The 20,789-nt window shown below is 77.2% G+C and carries 14 protein-coding genes; 4 read left to right on the top strand and 10 right to left on the bottom strand.

Annotated elements, in window-relative coordinates; all coding sequences use genetic code 11:
* Positions 1-30: 30 nt before the first annotated feature.
* The gene (locus ACIQBJ_RS06190; RefSeq protein WP_400704341.1) at positions 31-603 is read right to left on the bottom strand and encodes a PadR family transcriptional regulator; all 573 of its coding nucleotides are present in this window, start codon (positions 601-603) and stop codon (positions 31-33) included.
* A gap of 79 nt (positions 604-682) precedes the next feature.
* Positions 683-2,686: an FAD-dependent oxidoreductase gene (locus ACIQBJ_RS06185; protein WP_400704338.1), complete on the bottom strand. Its 2,004-nt coding sequence runs from the start codon at positions 2,684-2,686 to the stop codon at positions 683-685.
* Between the two features lie 107 nt (positions 2,687-2,793).
* Between ACIQBJ_RS06185 and ACIQBJ_RS06180 the strand changes: the two genes are divergently transcribed.
* Positions 2,794-3,186, top strand: a complete 393-nt coding sequence (locus tag ACIQBJ_RS06180) for an RNA-binding S4 domain-containing protein (protein ID WP_400704335.1) — start codon at positions 2,794-2,796, stop codon at positions 3,184-3,186.
* Positions 3,187-3,230: 44 nt separating this feature from the next.
* Here ACIQBJ_RS06180 and ACIQBJ_RS06175 read toward each other — a convergent pair whose 3' ends face one another.
* On the bottom strand, positions 3,231-3,728 hold the full coding sequence (locus ACIQBJ_RS06175; protein ID WP_400704332.1) for a histidine kinase: 498 nt from the start codon (positions 3,726-3,728) through the stop codon (positions 3,231-3,233).
* Positions 3,729-3,854: 126 nt separating this feature from the next.
* On the opposite strand from ACIQBJ_RS06175, the gene ACIQBJ_RS06170 reads away from it, so the two are divergent.
* Positions 3,855-4,268, top strand: coding sequence for a YchJ family protein (locus ACIQBJ_RS06170; RefSeq protein ID WP_400704329.1), 414 nt, complete (start codon positions 3,855-3,857; stop codon positions 4,266-4,268).
* A gap of 7 nt (positions 4,269-4,275) precedes the next feature.
* Here the strand turns inward: ACIQBJ_RS06170 and ACIQBJ_RS06165 are convergent, their stop codons facing one another.
* Entirely contained in the window at positions 4,276-5,316 is a 1,041-nt protein-coding gene (locus ACIQBJ_RS06165) for a GNAT family N-acetyltransferase (RefSeq protein WP_400704326.1), read from the bottom strand.
* A gap of 22 nt (positions 5,317-5,338) precedes the next feature.
* Positions 5,339-6,271 carry a polysaccharide deacetylase family protein gene (locus ACIQBJ_RS06160; protein ID WP_400704323.1) on the bottom strand — a complete coding sequence of 311 codons (933 nt, stop codon included), beginning with the start codon at positions 6,269-6,271 and terminating at the stop codon, positions 5,339-5,341.
* A 260-nt stretch (positions 6,272-6,531) separates the two neighbouring features.
* Between ACIQBJ_RS06160 and ACIQBJ_RS06155 the strand changes: the two genes are divergently transcribed.
* A complete protein-coding gene (locus ACIQBJ_RS06155) occupies positions 6,532-9,024 on the top strand; it encodes an ATP-dependent Clp protease ATP-binding subunit (RefSeq protein WP_400704320.1) in 2,493 nt (830 codons plus the stop codon).
* A gap of 24 nt (positions 9,025-9,048) precedes the next feature.
* Here the strand turns inward: ACIQBJ_RS06155 and ACIQBJ_RS06150 are convergent, their stop codons facing one another.
* The 3 genes from ACIQBJ_RS06150 to ACIQBJ_RS06140 all read right to left on the bottom strand — a co-directional run bounded on the left by ACIQBJ_RS06150 (position 9,049) and on the right by ACIQBJ_RS06140 (position 15,715).
* Positions 9,049-12,057, bottom strand: coding sequence for a helix-turn-helix transcriptional regulator (locus ACIQBJ_RS06150; RefSeq protein WP_400704317.1), 3,009 nt, complete (start codon positions 12,055-12,057; stop codon positions 9,049-9,051).
* A 128-nt stretch (positions 12,058-12,185) separates the two neighbouring features.
* Positions 12,186-12,440, bottom strand: a complete 255-nt coding sequence (locus ACIQBJ_RS06145; protein ID WP_400704314.1) for a hypothetical protein — start codon at positions 12,438-12,440, stop codon at positions 12,186-12,188.
* A gap of 116 nt (positions 12,441-12,556) precedes the next feature.
* On the bottom strand, positions 12,557-15,715 hold the full coding sequence (locus tag ACIQBJ_RS06140; protein ID WP_400704311.1) for a type 2 lanthipeptide synthetase LanM family protein: 3,159 nt from the start codon (positions 15,713-15,715) through the stop codon (positions 12,557-12,559).
* Between the two features lie 148 nt (positions 15,716-15,863).
* Here ACIQBJ_RS06140 and ACIQBJ_RS06135 point away from each other — a divergent pair, with 148 nt between their 5' ends.
* Positions 15,864-16,676, top strand: coding sequence for a BTAD domain-containing putative transcriptional regulator (locus tag ACIQBJ_RS06135; RefSeq protein WP_400704308.1), 813 nt, complete (start codon positions 15,864-15,866; stop codon positions 16,674-16,676).
* A gap of 7 nt (positions 16,677-16,683) precedes the next feature.
* Here ACIQBJ_RS06135 and ACIQBJ_RS06130 read toward each other — a convergent pair whose 3' ends face one another.
* Entirely contained in the window at positions 16,684-18,018 is a 1,335-nt protein-coding gene (locus tag ACIQBJ_RS06130; RefSeq protein ID WP_400704305.1) for an MFS transporter, read from the bottom strand.
* Positions 18,015-20,747, bottom strand: coding sequence for a class III lanthionine synthetase LanKC (gene lanKC, locus ACIQBJ_RS06125; protein ID WP_400704302.1), 2,733 nt, complete (start codon positions 20,745-20,747; stop codon positions 18,015-18,017). Before lanKC ends, ACIQBJ_RS06130 begins: the two co-directional genes overlap by 4 nt.
* Positions 20,748-20,789 lie beyond the last annotated feature (42 nt).

Below are 20,789 nucleotides of genomic sequence, written 5' to 3'. Positions count from 1 at the left end.
CACCCTCGACAACGAAGCCGCCACCCGGCACTATTCCCGCTCCGCCCCGCCCTCCGCAGACGCTCTCCCCGAGGCTTCCCCCGACGCTTCCCCCAGCGCCTCGTCCAGCCAGGCCAGCCAGAACGACTCCAGTTGGATGCCGCCGCGCAGCACCAGGTGCTGGAGGCGGTTCTCGGCCGCGGCCGCCTCCGGCGGGAAGTCCCGGTGCTCGATCTCCAGGTACTCGGCCAACTGCGCGCGGTGCAGCGCCCGGTGCCGGGCCAGCTCCTCCCCCAGGCCGTCCTCGCCGAGCACGGCGGCGGCCCGCAGCCGCAGCAGCAGCGGGTCGCGGACCGGCTTGGGGTCCTGCCGCTGCCCGACCCAGGAGCGCAGCTCGGCCCGCCCGGCGGGCAGCACCTCGTACTCCTTGCGCTGCCCGCGCCCCTCGCCGGGGGCCAGCGCCCGGACCAGGCCGTCGCGTTCCAGCCGGGCCAGTTCGCGGTAGATCTGCTGGTGCGTCGCCGACCAGAAGAACCCGATCGACCGGTCGAACCGCCGGGTCAGCTCCAGCCCCGAGGACGGCTTCTCCAGCAGGGCGGTGAGGATCGCGTGCGGCAGTGACATGCGGCGATCGTACGGGGCGGGCCCGCACCGCCCCGGCGCCCGCCCGCCGGGGGTTCCGGCGGGCGGCGGGTCGGCCGGGTCAGAGTGCGGCGGCCAGGCGGGTGCCCTGGTCGATGGCGCGCTTGGCGTCGAGTTCGGCGGCCACGTCGGCGCCGCCGATCAGGTGCGGTTCGACGCCGCGGGCGCGCAGTGCCTCGACCAGGTCGCGGCGGGGCTCCTGGCCGGCGCAGAGCACCACGGTGTCGACGGGCAGCACCTGCTCCTCGCCGCCGACGGTGACGTGCAGCCCGGCGTCGTCGATCCGGCGGTACTCGACGCCGGGGACCATCACCACGCCGCGGTGGCGCAGTTCGGTGCGGTGGATCCAGCCGGTGGTCTTCCCGAGGCCCGCGCCGACCTTGCCGGCCTTGCGCTGGAGCAGGAAGACGCTGCGCGGGGCGGTGGCCCGGACCGGCGCGGTCAGGCCGCCGGGGCCGGTGTGCGCGGCGTCCACACCCCACTGGGCCAGGAAGTCGGCGTCCGGGCCCGGGTCGGTGAGGTACTCGGCGACGTCGAAGCCGATGCCGCCCGCGCCGATCACCGCGACCCGGTCGCCGACCTTGGCGCCGTCGCGCAGCACGTCCAGGTAGCCGAGCACGCTGGGGTGGTCGACGCCCTCGATCTCCGGGGTGCGCGGGGTGACGCCGGTGGCCAGCACCACCTCGTCCCAGCCGGTCAGGGCGTCCGCGTCGGCGACCGTGCCGAGGCGCAACTCGACGCCGGTGCGGGCGAGTTCGTGCCGGTAGTAGCGCAGGGTCTCGTCGAACTCCTGCTTGCCGGGCACCTTGCGGGCGACGTTGAGCTGTCCGCCGATCTCCTCGGCGGCGTCGAACAGGGTGACCCGGTGGCCGCGGCCGGCGGCCGAGACGGCGAAGGCGAGCCCGGCCGGGCCGGCGCCGACCACGGCGATCCGCCGGGCGGTCCGGGTGGGGGCGAGGACGAGTTCGGTCTCGTGGCAGGCCCGCGGGTTGACCAGGCAGGAGGTGACCTTCCCGCTGAAGGTGTGGTCCAGGCACGCCTGGTTGCAGCCGATGCAGGTGTTGATGGACTCGGGGGCGCCGGCCGCGGCCTTGTTGACGAAGGCGGGGTCGGCGAGCATCGGGCGGGCCAGCGAGACCAGGTCGGCGTGGCCGGTGGCGAGCAGCTGCTCGGCGACCTCGGGGGTGTTGATCCGGTTGGTGGTGACCAGCGGGATGCCGACCTCGCCCATCAGCTTCTTCGTCACCCAGGCGAAGGCGCCGCGCGGCACCGAGGTGGCGATGGTGGGGATGCGGGCCTCGTGCCAGCCGATGCCGGTGTTGATGATCGTCGCGCCGGCCCGCTCGACCTGCCGGGCGAGTTCGACCACCTCGTCGAAGGTGGAGCCGCCGGGGACCAGGTCGAGCATCGAGAGGCGGTAGATCAGGATGAAGTCCGGCCCGACCCGCTCGCGGACCCGGCGGACGATCTCCAGCGGGAAGCGGGTGCGGTTGGCGTAGGAGCCGCCCCACTCGTCGGTGCGGTGGTTGGTCTGCGCGGCGATGAACTCGTTGATCAGGTAGCCCTCGGAGCCCATGACCTCCACGCCGTCGTACCCGGCGGAGCGGGCCAGCTCGGCGCACCGGGCGAAGGACTCGACGGTCGCCTCGATCTGCTCCGCCGTCAGCTCGTGCGGGACGAAGGGGCTGATCGGGGCCTGCAGCGCGGACGGGGCGACCAGGTCCTCGTGGTAGGCGTAGCGCCCGAAGTGCAGGATCTGCAGGGCGATCTTCCCGCCCTCGGCGTGCACCGCGTCGGTGATCACCCGGTGCTCGGCGGCCTCCTGCTCGGTGGTGAGCTTGGCGCCGCCGGACCACGGGCGCCCGGCCTCGTCGGGGGCGATGCCGCCGGTGACGATCAGGCCGACGCCGCCGCGGGCGCGCTCCGCGTAGAACGCCGCCATCCGTTCGAAGCCGTGCTCGGCCTCCTCCAGGCCGACGTGCATGGACCCCATCACCACGCGGTTGGGCAGCGTGGTGAAGCCCAGGTCGAGCGGGGCCAGCAGGTGCGGGTACGCAGCAGTCATCGACGCCTCCGGTCGGGATTTGTTACCCAACGGTAGGGCGCATCGAACGGGGGATGCAACTAGTTGCAAAAACCGGGGCGCGGCGGCGACCCACTACAGTCGGGCCCATGGCGACGGACGAGGCGAGCGCGCGGATCGACAGCTGGATCTGGGCGGTCCGGCTGATCAAGACCCGGTCGGCGGCGGGCGCGGCCTGCCGGGCCGGGCACGTGAAGCTGAACGGGGCCGCCGCGAAGCCCGCGCAGCACGTGAAGCCGGGCGACGACGTGCGGGTGCGGATCGAGGGGCGGGAGCGGATCGTCAAGGTGCTGCGGCCGATCGCCAAGCGGGTCGGCGCGCCGGTCGCCGAGACCTGCTACGAGGACCACAGCCCGCCGCCCCCGCCGCGCGCGGAGCGGCCCGCCGGCGTCGCGGTGCGCGAGCGCGGCGCGGGCCGCCCGACCAAGCGCGACCGGCGCGACCTGGAGAAGCTCAAGGACGGCTACCGGCCGTACTTCTGACGCCCGTTCGGTCCCGTGCGGACCGCTCGGTCCTGCTCGGCCTTTCAGTCCTGCTCGGCCTTCTCCTCGGCGGCCCGGACCTGCGCGGCGAACTCCTCGGCGGGCAGCCGCTCCACGGTGGCGCCGTACTCGGCGGCGAGCGCGTCGGCCGGCCCCTGCTGGTGCTCGACCAGGTCGACCACCAGCAGGGCCCGCCCGTCCTCGACCCGGGAGGAGAGCAGGATCAGGCCCGCGCCGCCCTCGGTCATCCCGGTCTGCTCGGCGGCGTTGCCGAGCGCCGCGCCCGCCGCGAAGCCCAGCAGCACCCCGATCGGGCCGCCGAGCAGCCCGACCAGGCCGCCGACCAGGCCGGAGCCGACGGTCGGCACGCCCGCGCCGCGCACGTGGCTCTCCGGGAAGTCGAGGGCGCCCTCGGCGTCGCGCTCGACCACCGCGACCTGCCGCAGGCCGGGCAGGTGCTTGGCCTCCTCGTAGGCCCGGCGGCAGTCCGCCGGGTCGGCGAAGCCCAGCAGCAGCACGTGGTGGTGGTGGTGGTCGCTCATCGTGCGGTCCCCTTCGTCGGCCGGCCTCGGTCTCCGGCGCGGCGCCCGCCCCATCCTGCCCCGACCGCCCCGGGCCATGCCCGGACGCCGCGCCGGGCACCCCCCGGCGGCGGCGATAATGGGGGGATGGCCCGCCGACGCACCCCCGCCCCGCCCGCCGTCCAGGACTGCCCCTGCGGACTGCCCACCGCCTACGCCGACTGCTGCGGCCGGCTGCACCGCGGCGAGGCCGCCGCGGGCAGCGCCGAGCAGCTGATGCGCTCCCGGTTCAGCGCCTTCGCCGTCCGCGACGAGCCGTACCTGCTGCGCTCCTGGCATCCCGACACCCGGCCCGCCGCGGTGGACTTCGACCCGTCGCTGCGCTGGGAGCGGCTGGAGATCCTCGGCTCCGACGAGGGCGGCCCGTTCCACACCGAGGGCTCGGTGGAGTTCCGCGCGCACTACCGCCAGGGCGGCCGGGCCGGCGCGATGCACGAGGACAGCCGGTTCGTCCGGCACGAGGGCGAGTGGGTGTACCTGGACGGCCGGGTCGACCCCTGACCGGCCGTCAGGCCGCCTTCCGGAGCCGGTGCTTGAGGCCGAGCAGCGCCCCGCCGGGGCCGTGCGGCCGCAGCCAGCCGGTGTCGGTGCGGTCGACCGCCCCGAACCGGTACTTGTAGGGCTCGTCACCGCGCAGGAAGTCGAAGGTCCGGACGCCCTCGGCCGCGCAGGCCCGCAGCGCGGCGTCGATCAGCGCGGTGCCGAGCGAGTCGGCGGCCCAGCGCTGGTCCCAGCCGATCTGGTAGTAGGCGAACCGGTCGGCCCAGCGGAAGCCGTACAGCACGCCGACCGCCTCCTCGCCGCGCCGGGCGACCTGGAAGGCCGGGCCGCGGCCGGGCGCGGCCGTCTCCAGCAGGCGGCGGTGCAGCGGCAGCCGGTCGGCGCCGAAGCTGCTGACGCCGCCCGCGGCGGCCTCCCGGCGCAGCCGGTGCAGGCGCAGCAGTTCGTCCAGCAGCGCGGGCCCGGCGGTGCCGGGCGGCAGCCAGTGGAAGGTGATCCCGGCGGCGGCGAGGCGGCGGTGGGCGCGCCGGTTGGCGGCCCGGAAGTCGCGCGAGCCGAGCCGGTCGGGGCCGTCGGCGAGGTCGGCGCGCGGGCAGGCGGAGCGGGTGACGGGGCGGGCGCCGGGGGGCAGCAGCCAGCCGTGGCCGGGGTCGAGCCCGGGCAGCCACAGGGTGCTGCGGTCGGCCCGGCGGGCCAGCCAGGCGGCGACCTCGGCGCGCCGGTGCGGCCGGACGGCGGGCCCGCAGTGGTCGGCGGCGCCCGGGCCGGTGCCGAGCAGGGTGAGCACCGGCACCTCGACGGGCAGCCGGTGGTGCGCCCGCAGCCGGGCGGCGGCCAGCGGCAGCACCGCCTCGGCCCGGCCGTCGGGGCCGCGCCAGACCGCGATCTCGCCGTCCAGCCCGGCGCCGAGGGTGCGCCACCAGGCGAGCGCCCAGTCCGGCCCGGCGAACCAGGAGCCGTCCGGGTCGGCGGCGATCAACTCCCGCCAGTCGTGGACGAGTTCGCCGTCCAGCTCGGGTGTGCGGTGGATCTCCGGTGCGCCGTCCACGGGCCCGGCCCCCTTCTGGTCGCTAGTGGCCGCCGCGCAGCCGGTGCACGGCCGGGTGCAGCCCGGACAGGATGGTGTCGAAGCGGTCCCGGCCGGTGTGCGAGTTGACCCGCAGCCGGCTGATCCGCAGCCGGTGGGCCGGGGCCAGCTCGGTGTGCCGGTGGTCGAACAGGAAGCCCGTCCGGTACCCGAGGCTGCGCAGCACCCGTTCGGCGCGCGGGTCGAAGTTGCCGTTCGGGTAGGCGAAGGAGGTCGGCGGGCGGCCCAGCCACTGCGTCAACCGGTCGTGGGCGCGGACGAGTTGGTCGTCGAGTTCGAGGTCGGAGCAGCGGTCCAGGCAGGGGTGCGAGGCGGTGTGGTTGCCGATCGAGATGCCGCCGTCGAGCAGCCGGTGCAGTTCGCCGCGGCTCAACTGCCTTTGCCGGGGGGCGCGGTGTCGCGCGGTGTCGCGCAACTCGGCGAGGGTGCGCTGCCGTTCGCCGTCGGGCAGGGCCTTCATCCGGCGGACGGCCGCGGTCGGGCCGAGGCCGCGCAGGGCGGCCGCCCGGCCGCCGTGCCCGACCAGGTGGGCGGCCTCGGCCCACCAGTAGGGCTCGTCGCCGTCGATCAGGTCGGTGATCACGTAGGCGGCGGCGGGGACGCCGAGCCGGGCGAGCACCGGCAGGGCCTCGGTGAGCACGCTGCGGTCGCCGTCGTCGAAGGTGACCAGGACGCTGCGCGGCGGCAGCGGGCGGCGGTGCTCGGCGGCCCGGGCCACCTCGTCCAGGCCGACCGGGCGGGCGGTCCGCACCAGCCGCTCCATCTGGCAGCGGAACGCGGCCGGGTCGTCGATGCCGTGGTAGGCGAGCACCGCGAGCCGGCGGGCCGCGCGGGCCCGGAAGACCGGCTGGAGCGGGGAGCGCCGCAGCAGGGCGTCGATCCCGCGTCGCCGGGCGGCACGTTCCGTGGTCGGCATGGCCTCGCTCCCCCTCCGGTGGCGCGCACGGGTACCCCGGGCCGACCGGCCCGGGGTACCCGTGGGATTCCAGGTCACAACAGTCCCATGCCCAGGTAATGCCTGTCCCAAGTTCCTGGAAGCCCGCTGGGAGAAATGCGTCGATCGGCCCGGTCCGATCCGCCGCCACCTGTCCGGATCACCCGCTTTGCTGACGGTATGTCGGATTGCCATAGTGCTGGGGACTGCTGCCCAGTCCGCCCCATGGGAGTGCCACCACGATGACCATGCCCGGCTTCGGCCCGCTCGGCTCCGACGACGCCTTCTCCGAACTCCTGAACCGCTTCTTCGGGCTCAACCCCGCCGCCTCCCCGCCCGCCGTCCAGCGCGTCCCGATCGGCCGGCTGCTCACCGAGTCCGCCCGCGACCTGATCGCCCGGGCCGAGCTGCGCGCCCAGGAGGACGGCAGCACCGACCTGGACACTCCGCACCTGCTGTGGGCCGCCACCCGGGTCGACCCGGCCCGCTCGCTGCTCTCCCAGGCCGGCGCCGACCCCGACAAGCTGGCCGCCGCGATCGAGCGGGCGCTGCCCGCCGGCGAGGCCGACCCGTCCGTCGACCCCGGCCTGACCCCCGCCGCCAAGCGCGTGCTGATCGGCGCGCACGCCCGCTCGCAGGCCGCCGGCGTCTCCTACATCGGCCCCGAGCACATCCTGGCCGCCCTGCTCGGCGACCCCGACTCGGCGGCCGGCCGCCTGCTCGGCGCCCAGGGCGCCGACGCCTCCCGCCTGCAGCGCGGCGCCGAGGCCGCCGCCCGCGGCGAGCGCGCCCCCGCCAAGGCGGAGAGCACCACGCCGACCCTGGACGAGTACGGGCGCGACCTCACCGAGGACGCCAAGCTCGGCAGGCTCGACCCGGTGGTCGGCCGGGCCGAGGAGATCGAGCAGACCGTCGAGATCCTCTCCCGCCGCTCCAAGAACAACCCGGTGCTGATCGGCGAACCCGGCGTCGGCAAGACCGCGATCGTCGAGGGCCTGGCCCAGCGGATCGTCTCCGGCGACGTCCCCGGCACCCTCAAGGACCGCCGGGTGGTCTCGCTCGACCTGTCCGGCCTGGTCGCCGGCTCCAAGTACCGCGGCGAGTTCGAGGAGCGGCTGAAGAACGTCATCGACGAGGTCCGCGAGGCCGCCGACTCCACCATCCTGTTCATCGACGAGCTGCACACCGTGGTCGGCGCGGGCGCCGGCGGCGAGGGCGCGATGGACGCCGGCAACATGCTCAAGCCCGCGCTGGCCCGCGGCGAGCTGCACGTCATCGGCGCCACCACGATCGACGAGTACCGCAAGCACATCGAGAAGGACCCGGCGCTGGAGCGCCGCTTCCAGCCGGTGCTGATCCCCGAGCCCTCGGTCGAGGAGACCGTGCAGATCCTGGAGGGCCTGCGCGACTCCTACGAGGCGCACCACCAGGTCCGCTTCACCGACGAGGCGCTGCGCGCCGCCGCCGACCTCTCCGACCGCTACGTCTCCGACCGCTTCCTGCCCGACAAGGCCATCGACCTGATGGACCAGGCCGGCGCCCGGGTCCGGCTGCGCGGCCTGGGCCGCTCCACCGAGGTGATCGGCCGCGAGGACGAACTCGCCAAGCTGCGCCGGGAGAAGGACGAGGCGGTCGCCGCCGAGGACTTCTCCCGCGCCTCCGAACTGAAGACCCGGATCGCCGATCTGGAGGCGCAGACCGCCGAGATCGAGGAGCGCCGCGAGGGCGTCGTCTCGGTCACCGTCGACGACATCGCCGAGGTGCTGTCCCGGCGCACCGGCATCCCGGTCGCCCAGCTCACCGAGGACGAGAAGGCCCGGCTGCTCAAGCTGGAGGACGAGCTGCACGCCCGGGTGATCGGTCAGGACAAGGCGGTGGTCGCGGTCTCCGAGGCGGTCCGCCGCAGCCGGGCCGGGATGGCCGACCCGAACCGCCCGGTCGGCTCCTTCCTCTTCCTCGGCCCCACCGGCGTCGGCAAGACCGAACTCGCCAAGGCCCTGGCCGAGTTGATCTTCGGGGACGAGGACCGGCTGGTCCGCTTCGACATGAGCGAGTTCCAGGAGAAGCACACCGTCTCCCGCCTGGTCGGCGCCCCGCCCGGGTACGTCGGCTACGAGGAGGCCGGGCAGCTCACCGAGGCGGTCCGCCGCCGCCCCTACTCGGTGCTGCTCTTCGACGAGGTCGAGAAGGCCCACCCCGACGTCTTCAACGCCCTGCTCCAGGTCCTCGACGACGGCCGCCTCACCGACGGCCAGGGCCGCACCGTCGACTTCCGCAACACCGTGGTCATCATGACCTCCAACATCGGCTCGCAGCTGATCCTGTCGCACAAGGGCGAGACCGACGAGATCCGCGACCGGCTGATGGACGAGCTGCGCGGGCGCTTCCTGCCCGAGTTCCTCAACCGGATCGACGACATCATCGTCTTCGACGCGCTCGGCGAGGACGACCTGCTGCGGATCGTCGACCTGATGCTCGGCAACTCCGAACGCCGGGTCAAGGCCCAGGGGTTGGAGCTCGACGTCACCGAGGCCGCCCGGAAGTGGCTGGTCGAGCACGGCCACCAGCCCGAGTTCGGCGCCCGCCCGCTGCGCCGCACCATCCAGACGAAGCTGGACAACCGGCTCGCCACCATGCTGCTCTCCGGCGAGCTCCAGCCCGGCGACACCATCGTGGTCGACGCGCAGGACGGCGAACTCGCCACCTCGATCGGACGGCCCGCCCCCTCCGCGTGACCCCCGGGCGCCACCGCCCTCCCCTCAGGGGGCGGTGACGCCCGCCGCGTAGTCCTCCAGGGCCGCCCGGTTCGGGCGGCCCGCCTTCTCCAGCAGGCTCGCCACGTGCTTCTCCACCGTCCGCGGCGAGATGCTCAACCGGGCGGCGATCTCCTGGTTGCCGAGCCGCTGGGCGACCAGCAGCAGCACCTCGTACTCCCGCACCGTCACCCGCCGCTCGCGCAGCGCCGCCGGCACCCGCTCGGTGCCGCCGCGGCGCTGCGGCACGCTCGCCCCCGCTCCGCGCAGCAGCCGGCGGCAGGCCCCCGCCACGGCGGGCACCCCGGCCCGGTGGAAGTACTCCTCGGCGGAGCGCAGCCACGGCACCGGCTCGCCCCAGCCGTCGGCGAGCGCCGCCTCCGCGACCAGCCGCAGCCCGAGCTGCCGGGCCATCGCGAACGGCCGGGCCGCCCGGGCCGCCTCGGCCACCGCCGCGCCCGCCTCCGCCGCCCGCCCGGCCCGGCCCAGGTGGACGGCGTGCGCGAGCCGCTCGAACTGCCGGTTCCAGGCCAGCCCGGCGGCGTGCTCGGCGGCCGTCTCCGCGTGCCGCTCCGGGGAGTCCGCCCCGGTCAGCGCCCGCAGCAGCGGGTGCAGGCCGTAGGCCCCGTTCAGGTAGAACACCGTGGGGTGCCGGGCCTCCCAGCGGCGGGCCCGGTCGAACTCGGCCAGCGCCAGCTCCCGGTCCTCCTCCAGCAGGGCGCACACCGCCCGGCAGTTGCCGTGCGCCAGCGGCAGCTGCAGCGAGCCCGCGCCGTCCCAGCGGTCGAACTCGGCCAGCACCTCGGCCATCTCGACCCGCCGCCCCTGGTGCGCGGCCACCGCCGCCCGGGTGAGCAGCAGGAACTGGTGGTGGTCGACGTTGCGCAGCCGGGCGCTCTCGGCCAGCCCCCGGTCGGCCAGTTCCCGGGCCCGGGCGTAGTCGCCGCGCAGCACCGCGTGCATGGCGAGCGTCGCCTCGGCGGTCCGCACCAGGTCCAGCGCCCCCAGGTCGAGCGCGGCCCGGTGCGCCCGCTCCAACTGGACGGACTCCCCCGCGCGCATGAACTCGTTGACGCCGAGCCGCAGTCGGGCGTCGACCTGCCAGCCGGGCAGGCCGTGCCGGACCGCCAGGTCGAGCAGCCGCCGCAGGCACGCGTCGGCCCGGTCGAAACCGTGCCGGCGCTCCAGCAGTGAGAGCAACTGCCATGCCTGGCAAGCGACTTCGGGCAGTCCGGCGGCCTCGGCCCGGGCGGCGGCGTGCCGGGCCAGCCGCTCGGCCGCCGCCGTCCGGGCGGCGCTGTCACCGCCGGGAGCGTCCGGGGCCGGGTCGTTCGGGCCGTCCGGGGCCGGGTCGTCCGGGTCGTCCGGGTCGGCGACGCCCGCCAGGACGAGGTTGGCCTCCACCACGGCGAGCGCGCAGGCGTGGCCCGGGCTGTCCAGCCGGGTCAGCAGGGTGCGCACCAGAGCGGCCTGTTCGGCCGCGTCGGCCGGGCGGCCCGCGGCGACGGCGGCCCGGGCCAGCCGCAGGTGCAGGGCGGCCGAGCGGTCCTCGCCCAGCGCGGCCGGACCGCCCAGCGGGAGCGTCGCCGCCAGCGCACGGGCCTGGTCGAAGCGCCCGCTGTCGGCCAGCGCGTGCACCAGCCGCTCCCGGACCTCCCCGGACGCCGCCCCCTCCTCGCCGACCAGTTCCAGCGCCCGCTCCAGCAGCGCCACCGCCGAGTCCGTCGCCCCGCCCTGCCAGGCCTCCTCCGCGGCGTCCGCGAACAGCCGGGCCGCGGCCTCCGGCTCGCCCGCGGACTGTCGCAGCACCGCCACCAACTGCCGCCACTCGCCCGGGAGTCCGGGGCAGGCCCGCTCCACCTCGCCCGCCGCCCGGCGGGCGATCGCGGCCCGCTCGGCCGGCAGCAGGTCGGCCAGCAGCGCGTCCGCGACCAGGGCGTGCCGGAACTCGTACCGGTCCGCGACCGGTCCGCTCGGCGACAGCAGCCGGGCGTCGATCCCGGCCCGCAGGTGGATCAGCAGGCTGCGGTCGTCCAGCCCCGTGACCAGTTGCAGCACCGGCAGCGCGAAGCGGCGGCCCAGCACCGCGGCGACGTTCAGCATGTCCCGGCCGACCGGGTCCAGCCGGGCGGCCCGCTGCACCACGCTGCGCACCACCGTGGTGGGCACCTCGATGCCGAGGTCCCCGAACACCTGCCAGCCGTGCTCGGGGTCGCGGCGCAGCGCCCCCGCGGTGACCATGCCGCTGAGCAACTCCTCGACCACGAACGGGTTCCCGGCCGCGTCCCGGACCACCCGGTCGACCGCCCGGACCGGCAGCGCCTCCGGGGCGGCCGACAGGCAGGCGGCCGCCAGTTCGGCCGTCCGCGCCGCGTCCAGCGGCTGCAGGTCCAGCCGCAGGGCCCGCCGGCCGGCCGCCGCGTCGAGGGCCAACTCCTGTGCCGGGCAGGGGTGCTGACGGAGCGTCGCGACCAGCAGCACCGGCAGCGCGGCCAGGTTGTCGACCACGTAGTCGAGCACCGCCAGGGTCTCCGCGTCGGCCTCGTGCAGGTCCTCCACGATCAGCAGGCAGCCGCGCGGCGGCCGGTCCGGCTCCCCCCGTCCGACCACCGCCAGCAGGCGCAGCAGCGCCTCCGCGATGTCCGTCAGCGAGGGCGCGGGCCCCGGCCGCCGCTCGCCCCGCCACTCCGGCACCAGCGCGGCCAGCGCGCCCCGGTACGGGGCCAGCGAGTCGTCCTGCGGCGGCCCGCTCACCCGGAACAGCGACAGCAGCGCCTCCGCGACCGGCCGGAACGGCACCGGCGCACCCGTGCTGCTCCCCCGTCCGCGCAGCACCGCCATCCCGTCCGCGACCGCCCGGTACGCGCAGTCCGCGGCCAGCCGGGTCTTGCCGATCCCGGCCTCGCCGCCGACGAAGACCGCGCTCCCCCGGCCGTTCCGGGCGGCGATCAGCCCGTCGAGCAGCACGCGCTGCTCGGCGGTTCGGCCCACGAGGTACGGCGAGGTGGTGAACATTGACGCAGGCTAGCCGCCGGGACCGTCACCGGACCACCACCGGACCACCACCGGACGTGACCGCCGCGTCGCCCGGTGACCGGCGGGAGGGGTGGTGCCACCGCGCTCCCGACCCGCTCGCGCCGGGGCTACTGACGGTCCGTCAGGTCCTCGACGTAGGAGAGCGAGGTGCTGGTCTGGAAGGTCGTGGTGGTGTCGACGGTCTCCAGCACGGTGCCCGCCAGGTCCGGCGCGGTCCAGCCGGCCAGGAGCAGCGCCCGGCGGGCCCGCGGCGGCTCGGCGGCCCGGGGCGCCGGGGCGAACTCCCCTGCGGGGTGCGGAATCCGGGCGGCGGCGCGGGCCGCGGGGTCCTTCCACAGCGTGGCGAGGGTCGGGGCGGTCATGGCGGTCCTCCTGGGGTGCGGGGAGCGGGTCGGGCGGCGGCGGTCCCGGTCGGGGTGCCGAGTGGTGGTCGGCCGAGTGGTGGTCGGCCTCGGGGCGGAGCGCGACCGACGGTGCGTCAGGTCGGCGGCGGTGGACGGTCGGGGAGCGCCTCGAGCAGCAGCACGCACGGGACCTCGGCCGGGTGCGCGAGGCGCAGCAGGGTGTGGCCGATCCCGGCGAGGCCGGTCAGCAGCCCCGGGGTCGGCACTCCGGCGGGGGTCGCGCAGCGCGGTCCCGCCAGGTCGAGGTCGCCCAGCAGCGCGCCCGCGCGGGTCGCGGCCGCCCCGGTCAGCGCGGGGCGGCCGGAGCCGGTGGCGAGCAGCAGCTCCAGCACCGCCGACTCCCCGTGCAGCAGGCTGTGGTCGGCGACCTCCCCCGCCGCGGGCGCCGCCGGCGCCGGTCCACCGGGGGTGCGGGCGGCGGCCAGCGCGGCGGCGGGGCCGAGCGGGCCGGGGGCCGGGACGGCGGCGGGGCCGAGCGGGCCGGGAGTGCGCTCCGCCGTCCAGCGGTGCAGCGCCCAGTCGCGCAGGGCCGCGCCGTCCGGCGCCGGGTCGGGGGTGGCGGCGAGCCGTTCGGCGCAGCGGTCCGCGACGGCGGCGGCCTCCGGGTTCCCGGTGAGGCGGTGGACGGCCAGCATCGCGGCCAGGCAGCCGGCGTCGCCGGAGAGCAGTTGGCGACCGGGGTCGTCGTCCTCGGCGGGCGCGGTGCGGGCGGCCCGGGCGGTGAGCGCCACCGCGCGGGCCGCGGCCCCGTGCAGCGGCCCGGCGGGCTCCTCGTCGAGCAGGGCGGCCAGCCGGGCGGCGGCGTAGGCGATGCCGCCGAGCCCGGTGAACCCTCCGGCGCCGACGGCGGCCGTGTGGGCGGGGTCGGCGGCGAGGGCGGACAGCAGCGCGGGCAGCGGGCGGACGGCGCGGCGGGCGGTCTCCGCGTAGCGGGCGGTGCCGGTGAGGGCGGCGAGCTGGGCGAGGAACAGCGCGGTGCCGGGGTAGCCGCCGTCGAGGCCGGCGCCCTGCGGCATCAGGGCCCAGTCCCGGTCCGTGATCCGTTCCAGGGTGAGCCAGTTGACGCGCCGCCGGTCGCCGTGCGCCCGGGCCAGGACGCGGTCGGCGAGGTCGCAGGCGGCGGCGAGCAGCCGGTCCGGGTCCGGGGCGACCGGCGGTTGCGGCCCGCCGGTCGGCCGCGCCGCCCGGGAGGCCGCGCCGCCCCGGGTCGCCAGCGCCGCCCGGACGATCCACTCCTGGTCGTACAGGTCCGTCCGGTCCAGCGCGAGCAGCCGCCTCCGGGCCCGTGCCAGTCCGCCGGACCCGTGCGGAGGGCCGTCGGGGTCGGCGGGGTCGGCGGCGGGGGTGGTGGTGAACAGGGGGACGTCGCCGCGCCGGAGGGCGTCGAGTTCGTCCCGGACCAGGGGGCGGCGGGCCGGGTCGTCGGCGGACTCGCGCCAGAGGGCGGTGAACAGGAGGTCCCGGTCGAGGGCGTCGCGGAGGGCGTCGGGGTGGGTGGCCTCCTCCAGCAGGGCGCCGTAGCGGCGGGTGGGGCGGGCCACCACCCGGACGGTGTCGGCGGCGAAGCGGTCCAGCGGCCCGCCGGGCGCGGCGATCCGGGGGGCCGCGGCGGCCAGCGCCCGGTAGCCGGCCCGGAACCCGGCGACCAGCGGCTCGGCGTGCCGGGCCGGGTCGGCGTCCGCGCCGCCGAGCCGGGGGCGGTTGGCGGCGCCGCGCAGCCGTCCCCGCTCGGGGACCAGGCGCATCCGGTCGGTGCCCGCGCCGTCCCAGCCCGGCACCGCGACGGGCAGCGGGGCGCCGTCGTCGCCGCCCAGGCCGGAGAGGTCGGCCACCCCGTGCTCGCCGAGCATCGGGAAGGGCAGCAGCGCGATCCGGTGCACGGACCCGGCGAGCACCCGCTGCGCCGGGTCGCCGCCGAGCGGCGCGGGCTGCCCCTGGTCGGGGTGGAACAGCGTCTCGACGTCCACCAGCACCGGCTGGTCGCCGCGGGCGACCAGGTTCTCGTAGTGGACGTCGGTGCCGCCGAGCACGTGCAGCAGGGCCAGTTGGAGGCCGAGCCGCCGGTAGAACCGGTCGACGCCGCGCCGGTCGGCGCAGGGTGCGGCCTCGGCAAACTCCACCCAGCCGTGGCCGCCCCGGTCCAGCACCGCGAGCGTCGCCAGCTCGGCGTTCGGGACCAGCCCGGTCAGCAGGCGGAGCAGGTCGTTGTAGTGGCGGTGGACGGCGAGCGGACGCGGCTTGTAGACCGCGCGCCGCCCGTCGGCGAAGTGCAGCACGGCCACCGTCCGGCCCCGGCCGTGCCGGTCGCCCGCCCCGACCGCGACCCGGGCCAGCGGGCCCGGGTCGGTGCCGCCGAGCACCTCGCGCACCAGCGCGTCCCGGTCGGCGGTGAACCGCTCGGCGAGTTCGGCCCAGGCCGCGACGGTGTCCCGGGCGGTGTCCGCCAGCAGCCTGGCCAGCACCGGGTACTCGGCGCACAGCGCGGTCAGCCGTCCGCGCGTGCCGGCCTGCCGCAGGAAGTCCGCGAAGCGCGCCTCGCCGTCGGCGCCGCGCAGGCCGCCGCCGACCCGCAGCACGTTCAGCTCCAGCACCAGCGTCCGGCGCGCCACGTGCACCAGCAGCGAGGCCAGGCCGACTTGGAAGTCCCTCTCCAGGGAGTCGAGTTCGGCCGTCCGCCGGAGGGCCCGCCAGGCCGGGGCGGCCCGCAGTTCGGCCAGGGCGGCGGCGGTGAACGGCGTCAGCACCCCCGCGAACCCGACCGCCCACGGGGCCGGCCCGGCCGGGGGCGCGGGGGCGGTGGCCGCGGCGAGCACGGCGGCCGCGGCCCAGGCGGGCGGCGCGCTGGGTTCGACGGTCCGGCGGGCGCTCCCGGCGGCGGCGTGCACCGGCGGGGCGACGGGGCCTCCCCCGTCCCGGGCCGGCGGGGCGGCGGCGGTGTCCGGGGCGGCGGCGAGCGCCCGGCGGACGAAGGGCACCCAGTCGGGCTCGGGGAACCGGGCGGCCAACTGCGCGGCGGGTTCGGCCAGCAGGGCGGCGAGGAGGTCCCGGTCGGCGCCGAGGTCGGCGAGGAACTCGTCGAGCCGGCCCTCGAACTCCTTGTGCCACCGGTCGAGTCGGCGGCCGCCGGGCGCGGGCGGCGGCGGGGGTCCGGCCAGGCGTTCGGCCAGGCTCAGGGCCGGGGCCCACCAGCCGTCCTCGCCCGCCCGCCCGGGGGCGGCCTCCGCTTCCGTCATGGGCCCGAGCATGCCAGGCGGGCGCGGACGGGACATGGGGGACGGCCCCCATATTCCGCCCGGCGGCCGGGGACGGGGGCGGGCGGCGGCCCGAATTCGGGGGCCCGCCCCGATGGGCCGGGAGCCGTCGCGGCCTCAGGCTCGGGCCATGGAGACGAGCATGACAACGACGGCGGTGCAGGTCCTCGGCCCGGTGGCGGCCACGGTCGGCGGTAGCGGGGTCCGGCTCGGCGGGCCCCGCCCGCGGGCCGTCCTGGCGGCACTCGCGGCGGGCGGCGGAACGGTGCTGCCGGAACAGGAGTTGATCGACGCGGTGTGGCAGGACCGGCTGCCCGCCCGCCCCCGGCACGCCCTGCACACCTGCGTGGCCGATCTGCGCCGCGTCCTGGAGCCGGAACGGCCCGCCGGGCGGGAGGCCGCGGTGCTGCGCCGCGAGCCCGGCGGCTACCGCCTGGTCCTGCCCGCGGCGGCGATCGACGCCCGCCGGTTCGCCGCCCTGGTCGAGTCCGCGGGTCACGAGCACCGGGCCGGGCGCCCGGAGGGGGCCGTCGCCGCCGTCGACCTGGCGCTGGCGCTGTGGCGGGGACCGGCCTTCGCCGACCTCGCCCACCTGCAGTTCCTGGCGGCCGAACGCTGGCGGCTCGACGAACTCCGATGTACCGCGCGCGAGTTGCGCGCCACCGCGCTGCTCGCCCTGGACGCCCACCACCTCGCCGTCGCGGAGTGCGCCCGGCTGACGGCGGAGGCCCCGCTGCGCGAGTCCGGCTGGGCGCTGCGGGCCAGGGCCCTGTACCGCGGCGGCCGGCAGGCGGAGGCGGCGGCCGTGCTGCACACCGCCCGCCGGATCCTGCGCGAGGAGCTGGGCGTCCGCCCCGGGCCGGAGCTGGCCCGCCTGACCGAACGCGTCCTGCTGCACGACCCGGCCCTGGCCCACCCCGCCGCGGGCCGGCCCCGGCACTGACGGCCCGTCACTCCGCCGTCGGCACCCGGACGTCCAGCCCCCTGCGGCCGACCAGCACGGCGGCCAGCGCGAGCCCGAAGAGCGCGGCGACCACGGCCAGCGCCGGGCCGGGGCCGGCGGTCTGGAGCAGGGTGCCGGCGGCGAGGGGGGCCAGCGGCTGGAGGGCGCCGCCGACGAAGGAGCTGGTGCCGCTGACCCGGCCGTAGACCTCGTAGTCGACGACCAGCAGGGTGGTGGTGCCGAGGGCCGCGCCGACCACCGGGGCGAGCAGCAGGACGGTGGCCAGGGCGAGGCCCGGCCCGAGCTGGCCGCCGAGCTGGCCGGCGGCGAGCGCGGCGAGCAGGCGCAGGGCCGCGGTGCCCGCCATCAGGCGCCACAGGCCGAAGCGGCGGTGCGCGCCCGCGGCGAACAGCGAGCCGAGCAGGCCGCAGGCGGCGGCGGCGCTGAAGGCGATGCCGGTGCCGCCGCCCGCCGCGCCGGGGCGCAGCAGCAGGACGTACATCAGCATCGAGACCGCGAGGTTGCCGGGCACCGAGTAGCCCAGGGAGGCCCGCAGGAACGGGGTCCGGCGGATCACCGCGAGCCCTTCGCGCAGCCGCGGCCAGCCCCGGGCCGCGGGCCCGTCGTCGCGTCCGGCGGGCAGGCCCCGGACGCAGGCGAGGGAGACCAGGTAGCTGGCGGCGTCGGCGAGGAAGGGCACCGCCCGGGCCGCGCCGAACAGCGCGCCGCCCGCGGCGGGGCCGACGATGGAGGCGCTGTAGCCGCGGACCTGGTTGACGGCGACGGCCTCGGGGAGCTGTTCGGCGGGGACGAGGGTGCGCAGCATCTTGCCGGCGGCGGGGCCGAACGAGGTCGCCGCGAGGCCGGAGAGCACGGTGGTGACGGCCAGCAGCCACAGCGGCGGGCCGCCGGCCAGGGTGGTGGCGGCGACGGCGGTGACGGCCGCGAGGCGGACGGTGTCGGCGGCGAGCATCAGGCGGCGCGGGGCGATCCGGTCGGCGAGCTGGCCGCCGGGGACGGCGCCGAGCCAGGTGGTGAGGAAGCCGAGGGTGGCGAGCAGGCTGGCCTCGCCGGGCGAGCCGCTGACGGCGACGGCGAGCATCGGCACCGCCAGCACGCTCATCGAGCTGCCGAGTTCGGAGGTGAACTGGCCGATCCAGAGCCGCCGGAACATCGGGTTCGCGCCGACCAGCCGGAACCGCCGCAGCCGCCGCGCGCCCGGTGTCCCCCGCGTCCCGTCGCCCGCCGCACCCGCCGCCCCGGCCCCCGCCCCGTCCGGCGTCCCGCCCCCGTCGCCGTTCGCGGCCGGGGCGGCGAGCGCTTCGTCGGCCCGCCCGTTCACGGCAGCAGCCCGTCCACGGTGAAGTGGAAGTCGGTGCGGGTGCCGGGCCGGGCGCGGCGGAGCCGGTCGAGGAAGAGCGCGATGCCGATGGAGCCGGTGGCGAGGTCGCAGCTCTCCCGCAGGGCCTGCTCGCCGGGGAAGCCGATGCCGCCGCCGGGGTGCTCGATCCGGCTCAGCAGGATGCCGTCGGCGACCCGCCGGGCCTCGGCCAGCCAGCGTTCCTCGCCGAGCAGTTCGCCCGCGTCGAGCAGCACGTTGCCGAGTCCGGCCAGGCCGTGCGCGAGGTGCGGGAAGACGGCGTAGCGGCGGGCCGAGTCGAGCAGCAGGTCCTCGGCGAGGGCGGCGAGTTCGGGGTCGGGGCGGGCGGCGAGGTAGCGGACGACGGCGACCGAGACGCCCGCGGTGCCCTCGTCCCAGTAGTTGCGCAGGACGGTGCGGCCCTCGGCGGGGCCGGTGCGGGAGGGGAAGGCGAGGGTGCCGCCGGGCAGCCGGGAGGCGTGCGCGAGGTCGTGGCCGAGGGCGGCGCGGCCGAGCGCGTACCAGCGCTCCTCGCCGGTGGCGAGGTGCAGGTAGAGCAGGAACAGGGCGATGCCGCTGGCGCCGTGGCCGTGGCCGATCCGGGTCCGGGGGCGGTCCTCGCCGGGGGTGGTGTGCGGCCAGTGCGGGCCCTCGGGGCCGTGCGCGGCGGTGGCGGCGAGGTGTTCGCCGTCGGCGACGGCGTCGGCGAGCAGGGCCGGGTCGCCGTGGCGCTGCCACAGGTGCAGCGCGGCCAGGCCGTGGCCGGCGGTGCCGTGCAGGACGCCGGGCATGGCGTGCCGCAGCGGGTGGCGGCGGGCGGCGGCCATCAGGGCGGTGGCGACGCCGGGGTGGCCGAGCGCGTCGAACGCCCAGGCCAGGCCGGACTGTCCGAGGTGGAGGCCGGGCGGGTACTGGGCGGGGTCGACGTCCCGGGCGAGCGCCCAGCCGACCAGCGGGGCGGGCGCCGTGCCGCGCAGCCGGTGCAGGCCGTAGAGCACGCCGGTGGCGCCGTAGGCGAGGCCGAGCGGGTTGGTCTGGTGGACCAGCGGGTTGCTGGGGAACAGCCGGTCGGTGCGGTGCGGGTCGGCGGCGGCCTCGGTCTCGGCGGCGATGCCCTCGACCAGGGCGGCGAGTTCGGCGTCCCGGAGCCCGGGGACCGCCTCGGGGTCGCCGTAGCGGCGGGCGGCGGGTTCGGCGAGCGGGACGGGGCCGCTCCAGTGCGCGGGGTCGTCGAACGGCAGTGCCGCGATCCGGGCGATCACCGCCTCCGGGTCGAAGTCCGCGTCCACCGCTTCCGGGTCCGTCAGTTCGCGGATCAGGGCCGGGAGTTCGGCGGGGAGCGCGAGGTCCTCGGTGAGCGCGTCCAGGAAGCGGTCCTGGGTGGGGCGGTGGAAGCCGGTGGTGTTGTTGACCACCATGACGGAGGAGAGCATCAGCGCGCCCAGCGCGTGCCAGTCGCCGGCCCGGTCGTAGTGGTTGGTGGCGCGCAGCCGGGGGCTGGCGATGCCGACGGTGTGCACGCCGAGGTGCGGGTCGACGCCCTCCCGGACGGCGGCCTCCAGGTCGATCAGCACCACCTCGGTGCCGTCCCCGACCACGTGCACGTTGGTGTGCGACATGTCGCCGAGCAGGATGCCGCGGGCGTGCGCGGCGGCCACGGCCTCGGCGATCTGCCGCCACAGGGTGCGCTGCTCGCGGTAGTAGGCGCGCAGCGACTCGCCGTCCAGCCGCCCGGTGATCACCGGGTTGGTGAGGATGCCGTGCCGGCTGAAGTGCGGTCCCTCGACCTGTTCCTCGACCAGGAAGGCGTGGCCGTGCTCCTCGAAGAAGTCCAGCGGCCTGACGTACCGTCCGGTGTCGGCGAGGGCCGACAGCACCCGGTACTCCTTCTCCAGCACCTCGGTCGCGGCCCGCGGCGGCCGGCCGACCAGGACGCCGGGGCGGGCCTCCTTGAGGACCACCTCGCGGCCGGTGCGGCGGTCGGTGGCGAGGTAGACGCCGCCGCGGTTGCCGAACGCCAGCGCCGCCTTGGGCACGTAGCGGCCGTTCAGCGCGCCGTCCTCCTCGGCGGGCTCGGGCGGGAACGGGTCGGCGGCCCACGGCGGCACCTCGAACCACGGGTTGCGCACGTCCGGCACCGGGGTGCCGTCGGGGGCCAGCACCATCAGGTCGGTGATGCCGTCCGGGCGCAGCCGCTTGATCGCGGCGAAGCCGCCGTAGCGGTAGTAGACGGCGGTGGAGCCGGGCCAGCGCCGGTCGGAGAGGATGTACGGCCCGCCGCGGCCGGCCAGCGCGGCGGCCAGGTCGGCGCCGACGGCGCGGAACGCGGCCTCGTCGGGCGGGTAGACGGTGACGAACTTGCCGCTGGCGGTCCGGTTGAAGGTCTTGCCGCTGGTCAGTTCGACCGAGCGCGGGTCGATCAGGAACTTGAACGCCACCCGGTGCGCGAACAGCACCGGCAGCGCGAGCCGCAGCACCTCGGTGCTCTCCCCGAGGTCCGCGGTGACGTGCAGCTTCCAGCCCTGCGCGGGGGTGTCCCGGCCGGTCGGGTCGGCGATGAACCACAGGCCGCGCCGCCGGGTCGTCCAGCCCTCCGGGGCGAGCGCGCGGAACACCGCGAGGTGCGCGGGGTCGGGGCGGTGGCGCTCGGCGGTCTCGTACCAGCGCCGGTCGAAGTGCAGGTAGTACTGGAGCGATTGCCAGGAGAGCATGGGCGTTCCCGTCCGGACGTGGTGGACAGCAGCGGAGGGCCC

It is taken from the genome of Kitasatospora sp. NPDC088391 (assembly GCF_044753345.1).
GTDB lineage: Bacteria > Actinomycetota > Actinomycetes > Streptomycetales > Streptomycetaceae > Kitasatospora.
The sequence above is the reverse complement of the archived record's forward strand: the minus strand, read 5'-3'. Positions and strand labels throughout refer to the sequence as shown.